Source organism: Thalassolituus sp. UBA675 (assembly GCF_002297765.1).
In the GTDB taxonomy this organism is placed as follows: domain Bacteria; phylum Pseudomonadota; class Gammaproteobacteria; order Pseudomonadales; family Oceanobacteraceae; genus Thalassolituus.
Genome location: NZ_DBNJ01000026.1, coordinates 80357 through 103181 on the forward strand (window position 1 = coordinate 80357; position 22825 = coordinate 103181).

General features: G+C 51.2%; 25 protein-coding genes. 19 read left to right on the top strand and 6 right to left on the bottom strand.

Annotation, left to right across the window (positions count from 1 at the left end; translation table 11 throughout):
- Positions 1 to 60 precede the first annotated feature (60 nt).
- Entirely contained in the window at positions 61 to 1329 is a 1269-nt protein-coding gene (locus tag B3007_RS11050; protein ID WP_301377542.1) for a hypothetical protein, read from the top strand.
- Between the two features lie 147 nt (positions 1330 to 1476).
- On the top strand, positions 1477 to 2520 hold the full coding sequence (locus B3007_RS11055; protein WP_301377541.1) for a hypothetical protein: 1044 nt from the start codon (positions 1477 to 1479) through the stop codon (positions 2518 to 2520).
- A gap of 50 nt (positions 2521 to 2570) precedes the next feature.
- On the opposite strand, the gene B3007_RS11060 is transcribed toward B3007_RS11055, so the two are convergent.
- The gene (locus tag B3007_RS11060; protein ID WP_297532206.1) at positions 2571 to 3686 is read right to left on the bottom strand and encodes a nucleoid-associated protein; all 1116 of its coding nucleotides are present in this window, start codon (positions 3684 to 3686) and stop codon (positions 2571 to 2573) included.
- Between the two features lie 133 nt (positions 3687 to 3819).
- Between B3007_RS11060 and B3007_RS11065 the strand changes: the two genes are divergently transcribed.
- Together B3007_RS11065 and B3007_RS11070 are read left to right on the top strand one after the other, a co-directional pair.
- Positions 3820 to 4398, top strand: coding sequence for a glutathione peroxidase (locus B3007_RS11065; RefSeq protein WP_068441235.1), 579 nt, complete (start codon positions 3820 to 3822; stop codon positions 4396 to 4398).
- 67 nt (positions 4399 to 4465) lie between these two features.
- A complete protein-coding gene (locus B3007_RS11070) occupies positions 4466 to 4624 on the top strand; it encodes a YqaE/Pmp3 family membrane protein (RefSeq protein WP_076515971.1) in 159 nt (52 codons plus the stop codon).
- A 133-nt stretch (positions 4625 to 4757) separates the two neighbouring features.
- Here B3007_RS11070 and B3007_RS11075 read toward each other — a convergent pair whose 3' ends face one another.
- Together B3007_RS11075 and B3007_RS11080 are read right to left on the bottom strand one after the other, a co-directional pair.
- Positions 4758 to 7145 carry a fatty acid cis/trans isomerase gene (locus B3007_RS11075; protein ID WP_273088717.1) on the bottom strand — a complete coding sequence of 796 codons (2388 nt, stop codon included), beginning with the start codon at positions 7143 to 7145 and terminating at the stop codon, positions 4758 to 4760.
- A gap of 18 nt (positions 7146 to 7163) precedes the next feature.
- Positions 7164 to 7835 (bottom strand): glutathione S-transferase, encoded by a 672-nt coding sequence (locus B3007_RS11080; protein WP_076515976.1) that lies wholly within the window; start codon positions 7833 to 7835, stop codon positions 7164 to 7166.
- Positions 7836 to 8386: 551 nt separating this feature from the next.
- Between B3007_RS11080 and B3007_RS11085 the strand changes: the two genes are divergently transcribed.
- Complete coding sequence (locus tag B3007_RS11085; protein ID WP_068439062.1) at positions 8387 to 8617, top strand: hypothetical protein; 231 nt, start codon at positions 8387 to 8389, stop codon at positions 8615 to 8617.
- Positions 8618 to 8655: 38 nt separating this feature from the next.
- Here B3007_RS11085 and B3007_RS11090 read toward each other — a convergent pair whose 3' ends face one another.
- From B3007_RS11090 to arsC, 3 genes are read right to left on the bottom strand one after another with little or no spacing between them, the layout of a single operon-like run.
- On the bottom strand, positions 8656 to 9015 hold the full coding sequence (locus tag B3007_RS11090) for a DUF2069 domain-containing protein (protein WP_076515980.1): 360 nt from the start codon (positions 9013 to 9015) through the stop codon (positions 8656 to 8658).
- Positions 9012 to 9617, bottom strand: a complete 606-nt coding sequence (gene wrbA, locus B3007_RS11095; RefSeq protein WP_076515981.1) for an NAD(P)H:quinone oxidoreductase — start codon at positions 9615 to 9617, stop codon at positions 9012 to 9014. The genes B3007_RS11090 and wrbA overlap by 4 nt, the downstream gene beginning before the upstream one ends.
- A complete protein-coding gene (gene arsC, locus B3007_RS11100) occupies positions 9617 to 9967 on the bottom strand; it encodes an arsenate reductase (glutaredoxin) (RefSeq protein ID WP_076515983.1) in 351 nt (116 codons plus the stop codon). Before arsC ends, wrbA begins: the two co-directional genes overlap by 1 nt.
- Positions 9968 to 10036: 69 nt before the next feature.
- Between arsC and B3007_RS11105 the strand changes: the two genes are divergently transcribed.
- From B3007_RS11105 to B3007_RS11170, 14 genes are all read left to right on the top strand, one after another.
- On the top strand, positions 10037 to 11242 hold the full coding sequence (locus B3007_RS11105; protein ID WP_301377536.1) for a YihY family inner membrane protein: 1206 nt from the start codon (positions 10037 to 10039) through the stop codon (positions 11240 to 11242).
- 48 nt (positions 11243 to 11290) lie between these two features.
- Positions 11291 to 12655 (top strand): DUF3422 family protein, encoded by a 1365-nt coding sequence (locus B3007_RS11110; RefSeq protein ID WP_301377534.1) that lies wholly within the window; start codon positions 11291 to 11293, stop codon positions 12653 to 12655.
- Between the two features lie 118 nt (positions 12656 to 12773).
- Positions 12774 to 13205 carry a hypothetical protein gene (locus tag B3007_RS11115; protein WP_297532190.1) on the top strand — a complete coding sequence of 144 codons (432 nt, stop codon included), beginning with the start codon at positions 12774 to 12776 and terminating at the stop codon, positions 13203 to 13205.
- The gene (locus B3007_RS11120; RefSeq protein WP_301377531.1) at positions 13186 to 14022 is read left to right on the top strand and encodes a hypothetical protein; all 837 of its coding nucleotides are present in this window, start codon (positions 13186 to 13188) and stop codon (positions 14020 to 14022) included. The genes B3007_RS11115 and B3007_RS11120 overlap by 20 nt, the downstream gene beginning before the upstream one ends.
- Before the next feature lie 34 nt (positions 14023 to 14056).
- Complete coding sequence (locus tag B3007_RS11125; RefSeq protein WP_068441204.1) at positions 14057 to 14938, top strand: DUF4892 domain-containing protein; 882 nt, start codon at positions 14057 to 14059, stop codon at positions 14936 to 14938.
- A 47-nt stretch (positions 14939 to 14985) separates the two neighbouring features.
- Positions 14986 to 15918 carry a patatin-like phospholipase family protein gene (locus B3007_RS11130; RefSeq protein ID WP_297532185.1) on the top strand — a complete coding sequence of 311 codons (933 nt, stop codon included), beginning with the start codon at positions 14986 to 14988 and terminating at the stop codon, positions 15916 to 15918.
- 39 nt (positions 15919 to 15957) lie between these two features.
- Positions 15958 to 16893 (top strand): 50S ribosomal protein L3 N(5)-glutamine methyltransferase, encoded by a 936-nt coding sequence (gene prmB, locus B3007_RS11135; protein ID WP_301377529.1) that lies wholly within the window; start codon positions 15958 to 15960, stop codon positions 16891 to 16893.
- A 19-nt stretch (positions 16894 to 16912) separates the two neighbouring features.
- Complete coding sequence (gene aroC / locus B3007_RS11140; RefSeq protein ID WP_301377528.1) at positions 16913 to 18013, top strand: chorismate synthase; 1101 nt, start codon at positions 16913 to 16915, stop codon at positions 18011 to 18013.
- Positions 18014 to 18097: 84 nt separating this feature from the next.
- Positions 18098 to 19261, top strand: a complete 1164-nt coding sequence (locus tag B3007_RS11145; protein WP_301377526.1) for an MFS transporter — start codon at positions 18098 to 18100, stop codon at positions 19259 to 19261.
- A gap of 19 nt (positions 19262 to 19280) precedes the next feature.
- Complete coding sequence (locus tag B3007_RS11150) at positions 19281 to 19523, top strand: DUF6489 family protein (protein WP_068436214.1); 243 nt, start codon at positions 19281 to 19283, stop codon at positions 19521 to 19523.
- 186 nt (positions 19524 to 19709) lie between these two features.
- Positions 19710 to 20102, top strand: coding sequence for a phasin family protein (locus tag B3007_RS11155; RefSeq protein ID WP_068436212.1), 393 nt, complete (start codon positions 19710 to 19712; stop codon positions 20100 to 20102).
- 101 nt (positions 20103 to 20203) lie between these two features.
- Positions 20204 to 22015, top strand: a complete 1812-nt coding sequence (phaC, locus tag B3007_RS11160) for a class I poly(R)-hydroxyalkanoic acid synthase (RefSeq protein ID WP_301377523.1) — start codon at positions 20204 to 20206, stop codon at positions 22013 to 22015.
- A 99-nt stretch (positions 22016 to 22114) separates the two neighbouring features.
- On the top strand, positions 22115 to 22558 hold the full coding sequence (locus B3007_RS11165) for a hypothetical protein (protein WP_297532176.1): 444 nt from the start codon (positions 22115 to 22117) through the stop codon (positions 22556 to 22558).
- The gene (locus B3007_RS11170; RefSeq protein WP_297532172.1) at positions 22548 to 22823 is read left to right on the top strand and encodes a YheU family protein; all 276 of its coding nucleotides are present in this window, start codon (positions 22548 to 22550) and stop codon (positions 22821 to 22823) included. Before B3007_RS11165 ends, B3007_RS11170 begins: the two co-directional genes overlap by 11 nt.
- Positions 22824 to 22825 lie beyond the last annotated feature (2 nt).

The following is a 22825-nucleotide window of genomic DNA, read 5'->3' on the forward strand; positions in this document are numbered from 1 at the left end:
CTTCTCAATGCAGGTTCGTCCGAGCTGGTAGGTTTCTCAAATATGATAAGGATAACAACAATGCCGAATTCAGAAATAATACGTTGGCGTGCTCTTTTTCCACTTGCCCTTGTGGTTACCTTCAGTGCACTAATGTCTGGTTGCGGAGCAGATGATGCAACTACTGACAACGGGGAGGTTGCGGACAGTTCAGGTGATAAACCAGTCAATGAAGCTCCTAATGAAGATTCCGAGACGGATAACGGCAGTGAGCCAGAAGTTGATAACGGCAGTGATTCAGGAGTCGATAACCCGGTTTTCTCTATGGCATTACCTCAGGTGAACAGCAACCTTACGACAGATTCTCCGGAAGGTATCTGGATGCTTGTGGCTGAAGAGTCTTCTGAAATTCCTAATTCAGAAGATTCGATGAACCCTTTCTTATTTGAGAAAATGAATAGGGAGTTTGTTTCTGTTACTGAGAACGGTGATGGCATTTATGTTCTTACCCGCTGTGATGGCAGTTGGCGGGATGAGTATGAACTTACCGAAACTGAGACAGGCTACGATGCAACCTATTCTGAAACTACCACTCCGGATGAAGGTGGCGTTGAGTACACGACTACGACGCAGTTCAGTGTTGTTTACGGGGCAGATAACCAGACGCTAACCGTCTCGGGAAGCAAAATAACGCAGCCAGCCGGAGAAAACCTCGCTCTCTCGGTCGAGGGGGTAAAGGTCAGCGACGCCCCTGACTTTTATGCTGCTGATGAGTTCGCAGCATCTGCTCAGCTGGATTACGTGAACCTGGGCAACGCTGATGCTGAGCCTGAGGGGGCGCCTCGAAGCCGCACTGATCTCCCAGTTCATTGTGTTGGTTCATCCGTAGGTCAGAAAACGACCGAATCGACCACAGATGAGTGGCAGCTTGACCAGCGCTACTTCACGGTCATTCTTAATACGCCGGAAGGCGACCCTTCTGATCAGATTCAGTATTACGAGCTGAATCAGAATACCGATGGAGAATTAACCCGCTCATTGGGGGCGGTGATCGTCGTCAGCAGTACGGACTTAGGGCGCGATGAGCAGGCTGAACCGGGCGTCGCCACCATGTACGTACATGCCTGTTCCGTTGGCACAGGAGACGAGACGGCCTGCGAAGCAGGAGCAGAATGGACCGAAACCAGCACGGCTTCGGCTGAGGGGATTACTTTCGACATCAACTTCGAGGTGATTGATAACGAGTATGTCTTGAGCCCACTTGCCATGACGCCTTTAACTGCTTTCTTGTGGCCGCATGATGGAGACTTTATGCGAACTCGGTTAGACGTAACGCTGTCTACAGATTGATTCTTGGAGCCGCTTTGTCGATGATGGCGTATTTTGTCTTGCGGATGTGGGGCAGATGAGGCCACTTTGCACCTTTTGAGATAATAGACAGGCGTTTATCAGGTATTCTGGTGTCCGACTCGAATAACAAATTAAATGGAGTTATCCATGCTCAAGCTCATTAAACCTGCTCTGGCACCTGCGGCCGTTGCTGGTCTTTCTCTTTCGCTGGCGGGGTGTTTTCCTCAGGGGTTTACTGGTCTGCCGCTAGTTGATCGCAGCCTGAGCGCGGAATCACCAGAGGGCATCTGGATGATTGTGACGGAAGAAAACTCCAGTATCCCGAACGCTGAAGACAGCATGAATCCATACGCCTATGCGGGTATGACCCGTGAGTTTGTAAAAGTCACTGCGAACGAGCAGGGCATTTACGAGCTCACCCGATGTGACAGCGAGTGGCGCAAAGACTTTGAACTGACAGCGACCGAAACCGGTTACGAGGCGACGCTGACTGAAACTGGTGATATGGATGAATCCGGTGTCACTGCAATGACGCTGACGGACCTGACTGTGACGTTTGCCACCAATAACCGGTCGCTGTCGGCAGAAGGTAGCCGCGTCACCACGCCTGTGGGTGAAAGTACGACGCTGACACTCGAGGGCGTCAAAGTCAGTGACAGCACCAGCTTTGAAGATGCTGAGCAACTGACCTCAACGTATGGCCTGGACTACACTAATTTAGGCAATGCAGGCTCAGTAGATAGCTCGATTGCTAACTGTGTTGGCATAGAGTACGGCGAACAGGTGACTGAGCAAGGTGGTGATGATTTTATCTACACCGAAAACATTTATACCTACTATGACGAAAGCGATCGTCAGACACAGTACTATCGCTTCTATCAGGCGAACGCTGGCACGGTGACGGAGTCACTTGGTGCGATCATTAACACTGAAGACGTTTTCACTTTTTACGTTAACGCTTGCAATGATGGCGAATCGGCCTGCAGTGCGGCTGCTGAGTGGACAGAAACGTCCTCAAACTCTATCGCGGGTGTGAGCTTCGATATCAATTACGAGGTGATTGATAACACCTACGTCATCAACCCGCTTGCGCTGACGCCATGGACCGCTTTTTTGTGGCCACATGACGGTGACTTCATGCATGCACAGTTGGCGGTCACTATCGACAGCTACCAGCAGTACGAAGATTGATGATTACTTAATGATTATGAGAGCCCGGCAGCCGCCGGGCTTTTTTATGTTTAGTCTTCGCTATCAGTGCTTTTGGCAGACAGTTGCTTGAGAAGGCTCTCTGGCACCTTGTGAATGAGAAGAGATTTGTTCGCAGGATTGAATTCAATATCTTTACCCAGCAGGGCAGCCGAAAAGCTTAGACTCAGATCTTTATTCTTTCCACTGAAGCGAATAAATCCTTTGAGTTTCTTACGGTCTGGAATCAGCTCTGCTTTCACGGCATCGGCAACCTCTGCCACGGGAGCGCCGGCTGCGACCAGTTCTTCGGGAGTGGCGCCTGCGGGAGTGGGTTGCTTACGACGCTCTTTCTTCTTCTCTATCACATAATGTGAAAATGCTTCTGCAGGTTTTGCATTGGTCTCGTTGGCGAGGTGGTTTTCCAGCTCTTCGAAGACGACGGGTTCGCCACGTAGATCCTGCTCTATACAGTAATCGACTACCTTAGACTTATATTCAAACGCCTGTTCCTCGGGAAGTGTACGGCTGTAGGAGTCGACGATCTCAAGGAATTCCTCTGTTTCTGCCGTCGTATTCAGGGTATCCGTGAATCCGATAGCGTCGAGGATAGCGTTCTGGAGAGGGCGGTCACCGCGGCCAAAAGAAAAGGTGATGTACTTTGCGTCTTCATCCTGTGCCCAGTCGGTGAGATTGATGCATACACCAAAGCCGGTATTTGAGAAGTCCAGGTAGCGGGTTTCTGACAGGTTGAGGTTAGCATCGACCGTCACGCTGTCTTTGTAGCGCAGGTGGAAGATATAGAGCTTGTCGGCATCCGCCAGCTCTTCGTGAAATACTGCGATATAGCCGTCTACAAGAAGGTCGGTACTGTCGAGGCTAGCGCTGATGTGCGCAATGGCTTTGCGTGCCCAGCTCGAAAACGGCATGGCTTCTTTCTGCCAGTTGCGGATAAGCGCGCTGAACGCTGGCGATTCGGGATTGAACACACCGTAACGCTTACCGCTACGCTGTAAAAGAATACCCTTCAGTTGAGAGGCACAACGCTGGTAGTAACCCGACAGAGTATCTTCACCTACTTCGCCCTCAAGGTCGCTGTAGGTCACAGTGGCTGCTGGTTCTTTTTCCAGCTTAGCTATTTTGTGAGTGATGAAGTGCTTGAGCGCCATACTATCTCCTGACATCACGCCTCAGCGGCGTGTACGAAATGTGGCCGGATAATATCATGTCAGCGCCCGGACGGCCTGTTCCTTACCTGTCAGCGTTTTTGCTATTCTTAATAACCACATTGAGGAGAAAACCATGCGTAATTCACTCAAGCAGTTATTTTTTATCGGTGCGCTGTCGTTAACCTTTGCAGGCATCAGTGTTCAGGCTGAAGAAAGTGAAGGTAGCTATCCAGAATCCTGCCCGGAAATTTATCACCATACGATGAAACAGCTTCACAGTAGTAAGATGCTGAATCTGTGTGATGTGACGGACGGTAAGCCCGTATTACTTGTGAATACGGCGAGTCACTGTGGCTTTACCGATCAGTTTGGCGATCTTGAAGCGATTCATGAGAAATATAAGGATCGCGGACTGGTCGTTCTGGGCGTGTCTTCTGATTCTTTTAATCAGGAAGCAAAGGACGAGGCAGAAGCCGCTGAAGTCTGTTTCAAAAACTTTGGCGTCACCTTTACCATGTTATCGACAGTACCTGTGAAGGGGGAGAATGCTCACCCACTTTTCAAAGAGGTCGCCAGTCAGGACCAGTACCCTCGCTGGAACTTTTACAAGTACATGATTAACCCGGAAGGTAAGGTGGTTCACTCGAATTCGAGTTTCCGCATTCCAGATGAAGAAGTCATCGAGAACCTGCTCAGCAGTGCTGGCCTGTAAAACAGTTTGAACTTCAGACCGGATAAGCCATCTATATCTTTACGTTCATTATGATGGAGAGTAAGACATGGATCTTATCCGGATTTTACTATCAGTACTGGTACCCCCACTTGGTGTGTTTCTGCAAGTTGGTATTGGTGGGGCATTCTGGCTGAATATTCTGTTGACTCTGTTGGGTTATCTGCCAGGTATCATTCACGCGGTATGGGTTATCGCGCGTAGATAGTCGCAGCCTAACGGTTGTGCAAGAACACAAAGAAGCCGCATCTGATGCGGCTTTTTTGTGGGTGTTTGATTTGTTGGTGTTTTAATACCAATACTCCGGCATCCGTGCCTCAGAAGTATTGAAGCCTGACGTCTTACCGGTTTTCAAGACGAGCGTAATCAAGCACGCCGTAGTTCAGCGGACTGTCCTTACGGAACCAGCTATGCAGCTCGTCACTCTTCTGCCAGAAGTCTGGTGACGTGCGACGGACAGCGAACTGCCCTGCCAGCGACTTGTAGTCTTCCTCTGATTCAAGCGCCTTAATGCCAGAGATAAAGTCACCTAACCTGTACTCAGGTACACGGTAAATGGCCGCTGGATAAGTGCCAAGAAGCCCAGGTACGATCGTCAGGTAATCCTCTTCCGGAAGACGATTGTTCTCCTCATACAGCAGGCCCGTCAGGTTGCTGTGGCCGCTTGCTCTCAACAGCGTGAATACCTGAGGGTCACCCATCACCTGATCGATCATAAGGAATGAGATCTCAGGCATCAGTGTGGCTTGCTTACCCACAACATCATTGATCGGTAAGAGTGCTGAAAGCCGCTCAGGAGTGACGGCACCTGACAACTCGTAGCGCATAGAGGTGGCGCCTTTCAGGTGGGTCTTCAGCAGGCCATACAGTTCGATCTTCTGTTCCTGAGTCTGATATTCAATCCCCGGATCGGTAATAACCGAGTCTTCATAATTGACCAGATACTCATCGACTTCATCGCTGGCGTCCCGGTACCAGTAATTGGCCAGCTCAATCCGTTTTTTCTGAGGCAGGAAGGTAAGGAAGTTGTGCTCGCCCTCCATTCTCAGAAAATCCATATACAGACGGGTCATCAGCTGATGGCCGACGTTACCGTAGACATCGAATTCAGCGACCAACAGATAGTGGATGCGCTCAAGCAGAGTGTAATCCACGACCCAGGCGGTTTTGGTCGGTTGCCCAATGAAGCCTTGTTCGACAGAGGAACTGTCGAAATGGCGCATAATAGTGAGTGCCGCATTCGGATTGTGTCCGTCGCCATCCCAGATAAGATCAAGGTCAAGCTCCTTACCCTCAGGGAAGTGCTCGATCATTTTTTGGTTCTTGGCTTCGAGGTAGTCTTTGTGCAGATCAGAGTACTTCAACCAGTTGCTGAGAATACCCGCGTTACTCTCTGCCTCGCCCGGCAAACGAAGGTTATTGCTTTGTTCGCTGAGAAAATCTGCGAGCTCACCAGAGTCAATCGCATCAGGGTCTATAAATACGGCCCAGAAATGATCGTCGATCACATTCAACGCAACTTGCCCGCGACAAACCGGCCCCTTGATAAAGCCACGGATAATGTATTCAGACTCTTCAAGCATAAAGCGATAACGGGATTTCACCGGTAAATCGTGGAAGGCGATAAAGGGATTGGAGGCGATATGAACTTCGTATCCCGGCAAGCTGCTAATTTCATAGTCTGGCTCGTTGAACAGCGACTTCATCCATTCCATGCGCTCATCGTTGAGGCGGTAAGGCATGTGAGTTTTGGCTACGATGGTTTCTTTTATACGCTCTAATCGATAATAGATACGCTTCACGCCCGGGTCGTCATATGGGCGACGCGTTGCTACAACCTCGATGGGGAGACCCGGTGGGGTATACGAACGGACCAGCCGGAAGAAGTTTTCTGGCCGTTGTTTCGGGTCGATACCACGGAAAAGAGGCTCATCCGAAAAATACAGGCTGGCCAGGAAGAGGTGTTCGTACATATACCGACTGGCCAATTGCTGTTTCAGGCTGTCGTCGTTCAGGTACGTTTCCCAGTCTCTGATCGTCTGTTTAGTTTTATCGGAAAGGGGCTTCGGCTGAGACATCGGCGAGCCGGCTCTCAGCCACTGCACCAGAGTGTTATATTCGCTATCACTGATCTCAGGGAGCCCGTATGGCATTCCCCATTTTGGGTGCTCTTCTGCGTACTCATTGAAATCTTCACGCGTCGGGCAAGACTGGGAGCGATTCAGAGCCAGATTGTAGTCATCACTCAGAAGTACATTTTCAGGTGCCGGCGCGTTTTTCTTCAGTGCCAGCATTTGATAAATGAGCGAGTTAGCGAGGTTTACTTCCGGGCTTTGAGTTCGCTCATTAAGCACAGAGTGGAAACCCATTTGTCGCCACTCAGCAGTTGAGTCTGCGTCGATACCTAATCGGGTCGGTTCGGCCGCGGTCAGCCTTGTTCCGTGGTATACCTTCTGAGGGTTAGCTCCCCTCATAATGCCTTCAGCTGACGTCAGTTTTAACTGGCACGGTGCATCGTTACAGGCATGACAGACAACACAACGCTGATCCAGAACCGGCTTTACTTCCTCTCTGAACCAGGCGGCTTCCTCAGCCTTGAAGTCAGCTCTGCGCTCTACAATAAGCGATTTACCGAATAATTCCTGGGTGTCTAAAGACTGCAAGCCTGCAGTAGCACAGCCCGTCAGGACGATAATCCAGACGAGCCAGGTTCTTTTAAAAAATTTCATCATAATTCAGCACTACGATCAGGCGTAATCGTATGGTCCACCTTTCTTGAGTGCGTTCTGGTAGGCTGGAAGCGCGTGTACTTTTTTCACCCAGGCATTGATCGCGGGTAACTTTGAGGCAATATCGGAGCGGGTCATGGCAGCTTCCAGAGGGAATATCATCTGGAAGTCGGCGGCGGACATATCGTCTCCGGAGAACCAGACGTTTTTACTCAGGTGATCCTCGATAAAGCGCAGGGAGCTCTCAACGTTCGGGCTGATGAAACTCTTCATTACCTGATCGGCAATTCCTTTGGCTACCGGTCGGACAAAGAAAGGCATCGGGGCCGTTTTTACTTTGGTGAATACCAGACTCATAACCAGATACGGCATTAGCGAACCCTCAGCAAAGTGCAGCCAGTATTCATTTTGCTGAGCGGCATCAGAGTCGGGGGCATTGGTGAAGCGATTATCTTTGTCGTAGTTGCGGATCAGGTAGTTGATGATCACAGCGGATTCGGCGATCACTTTTCCACCGTCTGTTATCAGCGGTGACTTTCCAAGAGGGTGTATCGCTTTGAGTTCATCAGGCGCCAGGTTGGTTTTAGGATCGCGTTTATAAAGCTTGATTTCATATTCGATACCCAGCTCTTCGAGCAACCAGAGAATACGTTGTGAACGCGAGTTTTCAAGATGATGAAGCGTGACCATAAGTACCTGACCGTTAAGAATAGAAATTCACCCACTCTTATAACGGACACGCTTTAGGATTGAAAGTGCCTTATCCGAGCGGGTACTGAATTGAGTGATAAAGAGAGGGATATGCAGCGAAACAGAGTGTTCCGTTGCTTCCAGAGCTGGCCGAATCAATCACATCTGTTTTTAAGCGGAGGTAACCAACCAGGGAACCGCGCTGACGGATAGCATCCCGCGTTGAACTCGGGACAGCATTGTCTGGAAGCGCATTCAGAAACTCGTCTGGAGCCTCCTGAAATCCTCGCGTCTCAGAACGAAGCAAGTGATCTCCACCCACGAGGAAGTTGTCGCCTGTTCATTGTAAACGATATCGCCACGGTCAGAGGCCAGGAAAACGTCATACAGGCCTTCGCCACTCAGATACTCGCGCTTCTCATGGGAGTTTCCGTTTATCGATCTGCCCAATCATCATAGAATACGGGAATCAAAGTGTGAGCTGATGTCATATATGACATAGGTTCGGAATTATTTATGGCCATTTGGCCCGACTGAGAGTGTAGTAAACAATGGAACGGACAGAGCGGGATTTTTACGCGCGCGATAAAGAAGATCAGGAAGCCTTTCTGACGCAAACCTGGTGCAATGACTGCATGGAAGTGGACCTGGGAATGAAAGACCCGGTTGAGTACGAAATGGGCGGCGTTGTTTATATCGACGGTAAGTGTGTAAAGTGTGGCAGCACGGTTACGACTGAGATTGCCGACGATGATACGGACGGAGAGTGGGACGACGAGTAACGTCATCCCATTCGTAGTGAGCAGGCTTTGATCGCAGATTAAGCCTGTTCTTCTGCTTTCTTCCAGCGGGTAAACATCAGCGAAGCGATGAACATCAGCGCTATGGTCAGAACCTGAAGCCACATCCAGGTGCCAGCTCCTGTTGCGATAATCACAACGAAGTAGAACATGGCCATGTACGCAAGCCAGGAGGCTGCGTAATGCGATTTCTTGATGATGCCCGGAATGAATAGCAGCAGTGGGATACACTTCACTAGCCAGAACATCAGTGTAGCTCCTAGAATATCCTCATCGCCTTTTACATGTTCTGGTGCGCTGGCGTAAGTACCTGCCAATAAAAGGCCGAAGAGGCCGAGATAACAGATCACCATTGCCCACCAGGCGCGGTTTGACTTCATTCGTCTGCTCCAGACAGTCGTTTCGCCAGTGTTGCCATGCGTGCCCCCTGAGCTTTACACAATCCAATTTCTTCCTTGCTCAACTCGCGATCGCCGTTCGGGCCCGCCCAATGCGTAGCGCCGTAAGGGGTACCGCCTGAGGAGGTTGTGGATAAACCGGCCTCGCTGTACGGCAGGCCTGCTATGACCATCCCGTGATGCATCAATGGCGTCATCATCGAAGTCAGGGTGGTTTCCTGGCCGCCGTGCAAGGACGAAGTAGAAGTGAACACACTGGCAGGTTTATCAATCAGCGCGCCCGTCAGCCAGAGGTTGCTGGTGGTATCGAGGAAATATTTCAGCGGGGCTGCCATGTTGCCAAAGCGGGTTGGGCTACCCAGTACCAGGCCAGAGCAGTGCTTGATATCGTCGAGAGTGCAATAGACTGCGCCGTCGTCTGGCACTGCCGGTGCCGTGGCTTCAGATACCGGGCTGACTTCTGGCACAGTGCGTAAACGGGCCTCCAGTCCGGTTGATTCGATACCGCGTGCAATCAGCTTAGCCATTTCGGCTGTTTTGCCGTGACGGCTGTAATACAACACCAGAACGTAGGGCGTAGCCATTAAATAATCTCCAGTACCTGCTCTGGTGGGCGGCCAATGCGTGCCTCATCACCCTTGATCACAATTGGGCGCTCAATCAGCTTGGGTGATTCGATCATTGCCCGAATGATGGCATCGTCACCAACGTTTTTATCATTCAGACCATGTTCTTTATATTCGGCTTCTTTGGTTCGAAGTAGCTCACGCGGCGTGATGCCGAGCTTATCAATGACCGCTTTCAGGGTCGCTGCATCGGGTGTTTCTTTCAGATACTCGACCACCGTTGGCTCGACGCCGTTTTCTTGCAAAAGCGCCAGTGTCTGGCGGGACTTGGAGCAACGGGGATTGTGATAAATGGTAATATCGCTCATGCTTTTTCTGAATTCCGGTAGACAGTCATTTGGTCGCCATTGTAACAAGGATACCCGTTAAGGATACCTATGAAGCCGAGTTTTATCCCTGAACCAGCCCATGTCGGACGCGTTTTATGGCAGACACTCAAACGTTTCGAAAGCATGGAGCGTCGCAAAGAAGCTGCTGCTCTGACTTACACCACGCTGTTCGCTCTGGTGCCTGTTATCACCGTCAGCTATTCGATACTCAGTGCTATCCCGACGCTGCAGGAGTGGGGGCAGGATGCGAACCAGCAACTGCTTAGCTATGTTCTGCCGCAGGGCAGTGAAGTGATTACGGATTACCTGCGCCAGTTCAGTGAGCAGGCAAGACAGCTGACCTGGATCGGTATCGCCGCCTTATTTGTGACTTGTATTTTCCTGCTGCAAACCATTGAAGGACAGTTCAACCGAATCTGGAACGTTGAAAGTTCGCGTTCGAAAATTCAGACATTTTTCCGCTACTGGGCTGTATTGAGCCTCGGTCCGCTGCTGTTTGGTGCCGGAGTGGCCACATCTTCTGTTCTGGCGTCGATGCCGCTTTGGGAGAGCTCTCCCGGTGGGCCTCTGACAATACTAGCGCGGCTTATCCCGTGGATACTGACCATCGGCGCAGTGACCGTGGTCTATCTGATGGTGCCTAATTGTAAAGTACCCGTGCCTCATGCATTGATAGCCGCCATTATCGTTGCCTCGGCCTTTGAATTGGGCAAGTTTCTGTTCAGTGGCGCTCTGGGGCTTTTTCCATCATATAAGCTGATTTATGGCGCGTTTGCTGCCGTTCCGCTGTTTCTGCTGTGGATCTATGTATCCTGGATGCTTTTGCTACTGGGGGCTGAGCTGAGCTATGGCCTGAGCCATTATCGCCGGCCTGGTGCAGGGCGTCATCCAGTGAATGAGCGATTGCGACTGGCAGAAATTCTGATCAAAGCCCGAAGCGGTGAACCTCTTAATCGCGAGTTGGATATTCGGCGCCAATTGGGTGACGTCGATGCGGGGCGGGTTACCAATATGCTTAATGAATTCCGCAAGTCAGGTTGGGTTGTATTCACGGAGGAGGGGCGTTGGGCGTGGGTTCGGGCGCCTGAGAGCATCAAAACCTCCGAGTTCTTTGCCGGGCAGACATTGAAGGAGCTGTGTAAGGCCAATGCCGGCGATGCCAAAAAGCTGGTGAAATTACGCCAATGGCAAAATGACTTTAGTTCAGAGTTCGGAGAGCGCTTCGATATGCCGCTCAGTGAATTACTTGACTGAGAGCGCGTGTCAGCCCCGAGTGATGAGCAGATACATCAGGAGAACCCAATGAAACATGCGATACAGGAAGTAGCGAGTGAGGCGGGCACGCCCGAGATCAGCGCTCCGGCGGTCTCGCTGCGCGTACACCCGCAAAGGTCATCGCTCTACGAAGAATTGCACAACCGTCCATCGCCAATCATTGAGGGCGGTTGTCAGGTCACTCACTTTACAGTGATGCTCGATAACAATCGTGAAGAAATTCTCGAGCACGTAAATGACCTATGTCGTCGTTATAGTGTGCCGGCTCCGGGTAACGACTCCAGTTGCTTGTATCAGGATTTTGGTGGGTTTGAGCTGCGCTGGGAACGCCATCTGGAATTTGCGAACTTCACCTTTATCAGCAAAGACGCAGCCCCGTTTTCTGACGATGCTCTGGCGTTTATTCCTAAAGACTGGCTAGCCAGCATGCCCGGAGAATTAGTCGTAGCCGTTAATCTGGTGATGGTTGAATCGTCACCCAGTGACGTTGACCTGAAGCGCTGGTTCGAAGGTCAGCGTGTGTCTGGTTCAGAAGTCGCTGAGAATAAAGCCCAGGTCTGGACCGCGTTTAAGCTTCATAGCGACGGATTTGGGCGTATCGTCGCCTGGAACCGGGATCTCAATGCTTATCAGGCCGGTCGCATGGTACAGCGGTTGTGTGAGCTGGAAACTTACCGCCTGATGTCATTGCTGGCTCTGCCTGTAGCCCGGGAAATGGGCGCAGAATTGTCACGTATCGAGGACAATCTGGCGACTCTGAATTTGAGTATCTCAGAAATCGACAAAGACAAAGATGAGCGCGAGCTGCTGCAGGAACTGTCGCATCTGGCGGCAGAAGTCGAGCGCCATCGCTCTGACACAAACTTCCGATTCTCAGCTTCAGTGGCCTACCACGATCTGGTCAGAGACAGGATCAAACAGCTGCAGGAAGTCCCAATGGATGGTGTTCAGAGCCTGCAGGAGTTCCTTGAGCGTCGACTGACGCCAGGCATCAAAACCTGTAACTCGGTCAGGGATCGTCTTGAGGATTTGTCGCGTCGTATTCACCGGACCACAAGCCTGTTGAGAACTCGGGTCGACTTGTCGATTCAGGAGCAGAATCAGCACCTGTTATCTTCCATGAACCGCCGCAGTCAGCTGCAACTGAGGTTGCAGCAGACAGTTGAGGGGCTCTCGGTAGTTGCTATTGGTTATTACCTTTTGTCGTTGCTGGAGATTGCATTCAATGGCCTGAAAGCGGTTGGGGTACCTATCGATGTCAGTCTGGCGAAGGGCGTAGCGATGCCTGTGGTGCTGTTATTGGTGCTGCTCGGTGTTCGCAGCGTCCGAACGCATATCACACGACGGAACCGGGCTGCTGACGGAAACAGCGGAAAATCAGAGCGGCAGTAAACTGACACTGTGCGGTAAGAAACGACCGCATATCTTTTTATCTATCTGATTTTTAAAGGATTTGTTATTTTGGCTTGCTAATTGCTGAATCCTCCTCATCTTCAGTGGAGGATGCAGTATGCTGAATTGGTTGCCTGAACATATACAGAAGCCGGTGGCGTCGATACCGACGACCGGCACTCCTCATTCTCTCGTCCGTCGTTCAGCGGATGTATTGGCTCTTCTTATCCGAGACGCACTGCTGGCCGGTGATCACGAGAGCGCATTTGCACTTGCCGGAGTACGGGATGTACTTAATGGCCTGAGCAAACCGACAGACATACTCCGTCGACGTGCCGAATCTGACGCATATGACTTTATTGCCGACTACACTGAAAGTCAGGCAGAGGTTGGAGTGCGCGGCCAGGCTCTTGCAGATCTGAAACTCGTTGCTGATGTTCTCGCAGCAACCGACATCGCCCGTAAACAGGAAGCAGCTTCAGGACAACTCTGCAGTTTTGCCCGTGTTGAAGAGATTATCGGAAATTTGTATGCAAAAAATAACGACTAGCCTGCTGCTATCACTTGCAGCACTTCAGGCAAACGGTTCCACATTCCAATGGGGGCAGGAAATTTCAGGGGCTCCCGACAGCGGCGTAGGTACGCGATTTGCGACCAGCACCGTTGCGATTTCATTGCCGCTTGAGCGGGCTGACCGTGGCACAGAATCTCTGACTTCTGATGTGTCTCTGGAGTTAACTGAATTCCGTTGGGAAGGCGCGAATGCCGCAGAGGGTGAATACATCTGGTTATCTGTGCCAATTAAATACCGACAGAAACGCACTGGCAGCACTGAGTTTCACCTGATGGCTGAGCCCGGCGTCATGACGGACCTCGATGCTGTTGGTACTGAGAATCTCAATCTGAACGTTGAGGTCAGTGGCCGGACTTACACGGGCCGCACGACCTTCTGGCAATACGGTATTGTGGTTGACCGTAAATTTGGCGACCGCAAACCCCGGCCGCTTCTGGCGCTGGCCACCAAGCTGACCTCCGATACTGAAATGTGGTTGGGTTTTCCCAGGTCGAATATTCAGACCCGATGGAGTCAGGAGTTCTCAACCTATGCCCGCTTCTATCCTGACGGTGGTTACTGGAAAGAAGAAGTCGATGATCTGACCCCAGCAAAGGTAACGACCGTCTCTTATACGAACTGGAGAATGGGTGTTGGTGCAGAGTTTCGCTGGCGCAATGGCGTGTGGCTGAATGCCGAGATTGGTCAGCTAAGAAATCGTACGATCAGAGCGACCGACAGTACCGGAGTTGAAGTCAGTGCAGACCCGGCTGAAAACGGTTACTGGCAGCTGGGTGCCAGCCTGAGATTCTGATACATTGGGCAGAGTGTCACATAACAGGTTGCTTATGCTTCTCTTTGCCCGCTACACCCGGTTTTATCCTCTACTTTTGGCGGTACTTTTCGCTTCTGTGATGCCTGCGGGTGTCTCTGCAGCACCGCCACCATTCCCCGACAGTGAATTAATCGAACGCTCTGAAGAGAGCGTTTCACGCTACAGGCTTGTACTTTCTGAGCTGAAGCACCAGCGCGCAGATACCTTTGGAGAGCGCGAATTGCGTGTCTCCGGAGAGCGCGAGCGTTCCGTTTATAATTTGCCGGACGGCGTAAGTCTCGAAGAGGTGAGAGTGTACTTCCGGCGCCAGACCGACGGTCAGAGAACACTGTATGAGTGTATTGGTATTGATTGTGGTAGCAGCAACTTCTGGGCAAACGACGTGTTTGATCTGTCCAGTCTGGTTAGCCGCGATAAAGACCAGGCGTATTTCGTAACCATTGAGCCATACGCTGATACCCAGAAACTGACCATGGTGTATATCTCCATGCGCGGCGGGCGTCAGCCGAAAGTTCTGATTGATCAACTGGTCACCAGGACACCCTTGAAAATTGGGCAGGTTACCCAGGACGAAGTTCTTGCATCATTGTCCGTGACGTCGGGCTGGCTTCCGGGCTTTGTAGCAGACAGTCGTGGCGTGAACGTTACCGAAAGCCAGATTCTGTTTGATGCAGTTCAGGGGCTTTCTGTTGGTCTGAAGACGCGCCTGCACCTGATGGTGCATTGTTATGATGGTGCACATATCAAGGACACATTAGAATGCTCTGAACGTTTGGCCGAGCAGGTACGCAAAGCGTTGCCGGGCATTGATGTCAGAGCGCATGGGGCGCTAACTCCAGCTCCTACCGCGGACCGCCGACCGGCCGTTCGCTTTACGTTCTGGCCGGGCCGTTAAAGCAGATAAATGCCAGCTTTGGCCTGGCGATAGGACTAGACAACCCGATGAATCAGTCAAAGAAAACCGTCGCTCTCGCGTTGGGGAGCGGTGGCGCACGTGGTTATACCCACATAGGCGTTATCCAGGCGCTTGAAGAGCGTGGCTACGATATCGTGAAAATTTCCGGCTGCTCAATGGGCGCCATTGTCGGTGGCTTTTATGCAGCAGGAAAACTTCCCCAGTATCGTGACTGGGTCACCAGCCTTGGCTACATAGATGTGCTGAAACTCGTCGATTTCAGCTTGCTATCCGGTGGCGCTATCAAGCTTGAGAAAGTCTACGGTGTTATCAGTGAGCTGCTAGGCGAGATCAATATTGAAGACCTGGATATTCCCTACACCTCGGTGGCTACCGATCTGAAGCATGAAAAAGAAATCTGGTTCCAGCGGGGTTCATTGGTCGAAGCAATGCGTGCTTCTGCTGCGATTCCAACCATTCTTGAACCCGTCATCACCGACACCATGATGTTAGTGGACGGCGCGGTATTGAACCCCTTACCTATTACCCCGTGCGTATCAGCTCATGCTGACCTGATTATTGCCGTTGATATCAATTCGGATGTGCCGACACCACAGAACCTCGTAAGAGATGTTGCGGAATCTGAAAGCGAAAAGAAAGCCTGGCTCAATACCGTTATGGATCGTGCTTCTGAGTGGCTTGGTAAGCGCACGAATGAAGCCCGTAAAGAAGCGAATGAGAATCTGGGAAAACTGGAGACCCTAACCCGTATGTTTGAGGTCATGCAGTCTTCTCTGAGTCGCTTTAAGACGGCAGGGTATCCGCCTGATCTGCTGATCCGTATTCCGACTGAAAGCTGTGAAATGTACGAATTTTATCGTGCACAGGAGATGGTTGATCTGGGCTATCAGATTGCTAACGACGCGCTTGATGCGTTCGAGCACGGCCACAGTAGTCTCTATGGTGAGCGCCGCTGCTGATCCTGATACAATAGCGCCTTTTTTGGACGGCCAGACCTGATGAAATTCGACCAACTTGCTCAGGAAGCTATCAATGAACTGTCTACGTTGCAGGATTTTGTGCGCTGGGCTGTGAGTCGGATGGCGGAACATGAGGTTTATCATGGGCATGGTACTGACAATCCGTGGGACGAAGCCCTGTACCTGGTTGCACACGCATTGAATCTGCCATGGCAGCTCGCAGATAACTGGCGTTCGTCGAAACTGACTCGCTCAGAGCGTGAACGTGTTGTCGATCTACTGAGCCAGCGGATACACGAAAAAGTACCGACACCGTATCTGACGGGGGAAGCCTGGTTCTGTGGTAAACCCTATCTGGTCGATGAGCGGGTTCTTGTGCCACGGTCGCCGATTGGTGAGCTTATTCAGGCACGTTTTTCGCCCTGGCTCCCTGACAGTGCAGAGCCGGCGCGTATCCTGGATCTTTGCACAGGCTCTGGCTGCATCGGTATTGCCTGTGCCCATGAGTTCGGCAACGCTCAGGTAGAACTGCTCGATATTTCGTTTGAGGCCTTAGAAGTGGCTGAAGCTAATATTGGCCTGCATGGCCTTGATGATCGTGTCTTTGCATTACAGTCTGACCTGTTTTCTGCGGCATCCGGGCGTTACGACATCATTGTGTCGAATCCTCCGTACGTCGATGCCGATGATATGGCGGAGTTGCCGAAGGAGTACCGCCACGAGCCTGAGCTTGCACTGGCGGCCGGGGATGATGGTCTGGATCTGGTCAGAATTATGCTGGCGGAGGCCCGGGACTATCTGACGGACGACGGTATCTTCATTCTGGAGGTCGGTAACAGCTTCCCGGCCTTACAGACGGCATACCCTCAGTTGGCTTTTGAGTGGCCCGAGTTTGAACATGGTGGGCACGGTGTCTGTGTTCTGAGAGCCTCAGACCTTGATGTATTAACTGAAGAATTAACAACAGGCGCGTGAGCGCTGCGACGGAAATCTTATGTCTGGTAACAGTTTCGGAAAATTATTCACAGTCACCTCGTTCGGTGAAAGTCACGGACTTGCCCTCGGGGCGATTGTTGATGGTTGCCCACCGGGTATTCCACTGACTGAAGAAGATCTTCAGGCTGACCTGGATCGTCGTAAGCCGGGAACCTCGCGTCACACGACTCAGCGTCGCGAGCCAGACCAGGTGAAGATTCTTTCCGGCGTTTTCGAAGGCAAGACCACAGGCACGCCGATTGGCCTGATTATTGAAAATACCGATCAGCGCTCTAAAGACTATTCGAACATTGCCAAAACCTTCCGTCCTGCACATGCTGACTACGCTTATACGCAGAAGTATGGTTTCCGCGACTATCGTGGTGGTGGTCGTTCATCTGCACGCGAAACCGCGATGCGTGTTGCTGCTGGTGCGATTGCAAAGAAAGTGCTGGCCGGAAAGGGCATTGAAGTCCGTGGCTACCTTTCCCAGCTTGGTCCTATTAAGGCTGAGGCCTTTGACTGGAGCGAGGTTCATAACAATCCTTTCTTCTGTCCTGACGCGAGTAAAGTGCCAGAAATGGAAGAGTACATGGATAAGCTGCGCAAAGAGTGTAACTCTATTGGTGCACGAATCAGCGTCGTAGCGACAGGTGTAAAGCCGGGTCTGGGTGAGCCGATCTTTGATCGCCTCGATGCAGATCTCGCTCATGCACTCATGAGCATCAACGCAGTGAAGGGCGTAGAAATTGGCGACGGTTTTGATGTTGTCGAACAGAAAGGTACTGAGCACAGAGACGAAATGTCGCCAGAAGGCTTCCTGAGCAACCATGCGGGTGGTGTACTTGGTGGAATTTCTACAGGGCAGGACATCATTGCGCATATTGCGCTTAAGCCAACCTCGAGTATGGCTCTGCCGGGGCGCTCTGTAGATACTGACGGTAATCCGATTGAAGTCATCACGAAAGGGCGTCATGATCCGTGTGTTGGTATTCGCGCGACACCGATCGCCGAAGCCATGATGGCCATCGTGCTGCTTGATCACCTGATGCGTGACCGTGGCCAGAATGCCGACGTTGTATGTACTACGCCAGTGATTCCAGGCCAGGCGCCGGAATAAACATCAAGATAAGCACTTCGACTACCAGCGGGCGCTTATGACTGCTGGTACCTTCACCTCATACGTTTTTCTGGTCGTCCGCTGATGCCAGTTTCATCATCGCGCTTCGCCTTATTTTACGCCCTGTACTTCGCACTCCTGGGGTGTATTGCTCCCTTCTGGGGCCTGTATCTGAAACACCTCTCGTTCACTGCGGTCGAAATTGGCAGCCTCATGGCCTTGTTTGGCGTTGTCAGAATTCTTGCACCCAATATGTGGGCCTCTCAGAGCCGACGATTCCGTGGCCCGGTTCAGATGGTGCGAATGGCTGGTCTTCTTACTCTGGTCTGCTTTTCTCTGATCTACGCAACACAAAGCTTCTACGGCGTGGCTGCAGTTATGATCGCCTATGGCTTTTTCTGGGCAGCCATGCTGCCGCAGTACGAAGTACTCTGTATGCAGTCGATGGCGAATCAGGTCGATCGCTACAGTCGCGTTCGCATGTGGGGTTCCGTTGGCTTTATTGTCAGTGTGGCGTTGCTTGGCGCAGTGCTTCAGGCGTTAAGTATTTCAGTTTTGCCTGCGGTGATGTGGGCTCTCATGTTCTGCATCGTCGCTAATGCCTGGCTTATGCCGCATGTTAATCACCCCGTCAGACCTGAAAATCAGACAGATCAGCAGTTCTGGCGACGCTTGCTTAAGGGGCCTGTCGCAGGTTTTATTCTTGTTAATATCCTCCTGCAGTTGTCTTTTGGACCTTATTACACCTTCTTTAGTATTTACCTCGATGAAGCTGGTTACAGCGCCAGTCTGACCGGGGTTATCTGGTGTGTGGGGGTGATCGCCGAAGTTGTGCTGTTCTGGCAATTCGGACGCATTATGCATCTGCTTAGCTGGAGAGGCTGGGTCGTTCTGAGTCTTGCTCTTACAGCCGTTAGATGGATGTTGACCGGATACCTTATCGGATCTCTCTGGGTACTTCTGCTGTTGCAAATCTTACACGCGTTCAGTTTTGGTGTGATGCACGCAGTGTCGATGCGTTATGTTCAGACACTTTTTCCGGATCATCTTCAGGGGCGTGCCCAGGCTTTATACAGCAGTGTCAGTTTTGGCTTAGGAGGTGCGGTGGGGGCCTGGGTCAGTGGCTTGCTCTGGGAGCCTCTGGGTGGCACGCTGGTGTTTGTGCTTGCAGGGGCAGCCTCCTTGGCCGGTGCGGTCATAGCCTGGCTTAGTTTGTCCCCAGATGAGCAGCGACAGAGCCGCCAATAACCAAATAAAGGAACACGAAATGAAAGTGAATGTCACATTCGATATGACGCCAGAAGAATTCCGTCGTCTGCTTGGTTTACCCGACGTTCAGCAATTTCAGACAGATGTGTTTGAACAAATGATGGAAAAAATGAAGGCGGGAGAAGATGGATACGATCCAATGAGTATCTATCAGCCAATGATGGAAAAAGGCATGAGCGCAATGACCAATTTTCAGCAGAATCTGATGTCTATGATGATGGCGGGACAGTCTAAAGACTGACGGAATTGGATAAATCCGGACACAGTGACGGGCAATGTAAGCTTTGCTCATTGCGGTGCGGTTAAAGGGGTGCAATCACTGCTGTGACTGCTACTTTAATCGTACGGCTGTCACCCAAGTGTAATGTTACTTCTGCAGCATGTGGAAGTGACAGTTGTTCTTACCAACCATTGAAGGAGCAAGACCATGCAAGAGAATATTCTTAATGCATTCGCTGAACAGGCAAAAACGATGTACGCGCCTATGTCGAAGTTCAACAGTCTGTTCGTTGAAAACATGGAGAAGCTGACTGAGTATCAGATCAACGCGGTTAAGAGCTACGCTGAAATGGGACTGAGCCAGATGAAATCTGCGGCTGATGTACAGGACCTGGAATCAATGCGCACGTTCGCGTCTTCTCAGGCTGAAGTTGCATCTGGCATGAACAAGAAAATCATGGAAGACGTTAAAACACTGTCTGACATGACTATGGAGTTCAAAACCCAGATGGAAGGCATCATGGAAGAGATGCGCAACACTGCGGCTGAAACTGCCAAGACAACTGCTAAAACTGCGGCGTCAAAAGCTAAAGCGGCTTAATCTGACGGGTGCAGTGAATAAGGCCACCCATGCGGTGGCCTTTTTTGATTGGACGTCTTACTAACTGAGTTGTTTATTAATTACATGGAGATTGAACGTCGATGAGTGATGTGTCTGAGCAGCTGACGGCTGCAGTTAGCGATTATTTTGATATGGCTATACAGGCGGCGGAGCATACCGGCAAAGTTTGGGAAAAATTCATACAGCAGCCAACCTCGGCAGAAGACCCGGCAGCCTGTGTATTGAACGATTTCTCAGAAGCCCTTAAAGAACTGGGCGAAGCCATGATGGAACACCCGGATAAACTTATCGATGACCAGATGGATCTGCTTAAAAAACAACAGGCGTTATTTCAGAACACCGTACTTCGCCTGATGGGCAAAGAGGTAGAGCCAATTGTTGAGCCCGAAAAAGGCGATAAACGATTCAGGAATGCTGAATGGGAAGCGAACCCTTTCTTTGATTACCTGAAGCAGCTTTACCTTATTCAGGGAAATACCCTGAAAAAGATGATTGACGACACAGACGGCCTCAGCGATAACGCACGACGTAAAGTTGAATACCTGATCCGTCAGTATACAAATGCGATGGCACCCTCCAATTTTGCCGGCCTGAATCCTGATGTGATCAATAAAACGCTCGAAACCGGAGGAGCGAACCTCGCTCACGGTATCGAGCAACTAACTGAAGATCTGGAGGCCAGTGCGAATGGCGCATTAAATGTTGCTATGACGGATACTTCGGCCTTTCAGGTGGGTGTGAACGTAGCAACGACGCCAGGAAAGGTGGTATACCAGAATGAGCTGATGCAGCTGATTCAATATTCGCCAACAACGGAAGAAGTTTTCAAGCGCCCACTTCTGGTCATTCCGCCTTTTATCAACAAATACTACATCATGGACCTGCGTGAGAATAACTCGCTGCTTCGCTGGCTGGTAGGTCAGGGGCATACGGTGTTTGTTATCTCGTGGGTTAACCCCGGCCCGTCATTACGTGATAAAGGTTTTGATAACTACCTGCTGGAAGGCCCGGTAGAGGCGTTGAATGTGATCGAGCAGATTACTGGTGAAAAAGATGTTAACGCGATCGGTTACTGCCTCGGCGGCACTCTGTTATCGGCGACTCTGTCTTACCTGAAGAAAAAGCGCAAAGAACGTATTAAGTCGGCCACCTTTCTTGCGACACTGATCGACTTTTCGATGCCGGGAGAAATTGGCGTATTCATTAACGAAACGACCATTGCTGGGCTGGAAAAACAAATGGACATGCTCGGTTATTATGATGGCCGTCAGATGTCTTTCAGCTTTAATACATTGCGCGAGAATGATCTTTTCTGGTCTTTCTTTGTGAATAATTATCTGAAGGGCGAGCGCCCGGCTGCATTTGATTTACTGTACTGGAATACGGACAGTACGAATCTTCCTGCGCGGATGCATTCGTACTATCTGCGCAACATGTATCTGAATAATCTTCTGCGCGAGAAGAATGCATTGGACGTCGATGGCGTAAAAATCGATCTTTCTGCGGTTAAAATTCCAACATATTTCCTGTCGACGTCCCAGGATCATATTGCTCTGTGGAAAGCCTCTTACGAAGGCGCCAAAGTGCTTGGTGGAAAGCCACGTTTTGTCCTGGGTGGCTCAGGTCATATTGCAGGTGTTATTAATCCTCCAGCCGCCGACAAATACAACTACTGGACCAACGACTCCTTGCCTGAAGACAGTGATGAATGGTTCCAGGGCGCCGAGAGCCATCGTGGCTCATGGTGGCCGGACTGGGAGGCCTGGATTCAGGAGCAGGGTGGTGCGGAGCGTGTGCCGGCTCGTGAGCCCGGGGACGGTCCACTTGCAGCGATCGAAGATGCGCCCGGAAGCTATGTGCGTATGCGAATTCAGGACGTGGTCGGCCGTTGAGTGGTCTTTATAATGTTTCCATTCAGGGGGGCTCTGGCAGTTTCTGTTGGAGCAACTTTTGGGTATGATCAAAGCCTTAGTCAGCATTGAGAGAAGCTCGTGTCTCAGTTTGATCAGGAATCGATCGTTTACGGCGTGATACGCCACATTCCTTCCACAGAAGACCTCGCAGCCCGCCGCGAGCGCCGCACCAACTGGGGTGCGATACAGTCCTTGCCTGTCGGTCTGGATGATGACTTCTCTCTGCTTAAGCGCGAGATGTTCTCAATCTCTGGAGATGACATTTTCAGTGGCGCCTATCAGACGCAGATTATTCACTTCGCTGCCTCTTACCGTGCTGTAGAGTATGAGTGGGAAAGCTGGTTGCGCCAGTTCGAAAGTCTGCTGAAAGCGATGCACTGGGTTTCCGCCACGGTTCACCTGGAAACCGAACTCTCTGGTAAGCACACATTCAATTGGCAAGCAGAGCATGGACATCAGCCCTCAGATGCTGAATTGCGTATGAGTTGTGAGTGGGAGCGGGAGGGTGCTTTTGCCATCTGACTTTCACTCTGGCGATGGACAGGCGCCAGAAGAGGGTGTCATCCGCGTTCCCTACGACCGTCTTTCGGCCGACGCCCTGGACGGTATTATCGAAGAGTTTGTCAGCCGTGAAGGCACCGATTACGGCGACTATAACTACTCTTTTGACGACAAAAAAGAACAGGTTCGTGAGCAGATACGCCGCGGACAGGTTGTCATCCTGTTTGACCCGGTTGGGGAAACCTGCCAACTGGCGCTTCTCGATCAGTTACCCCCGGGGCTTTGACC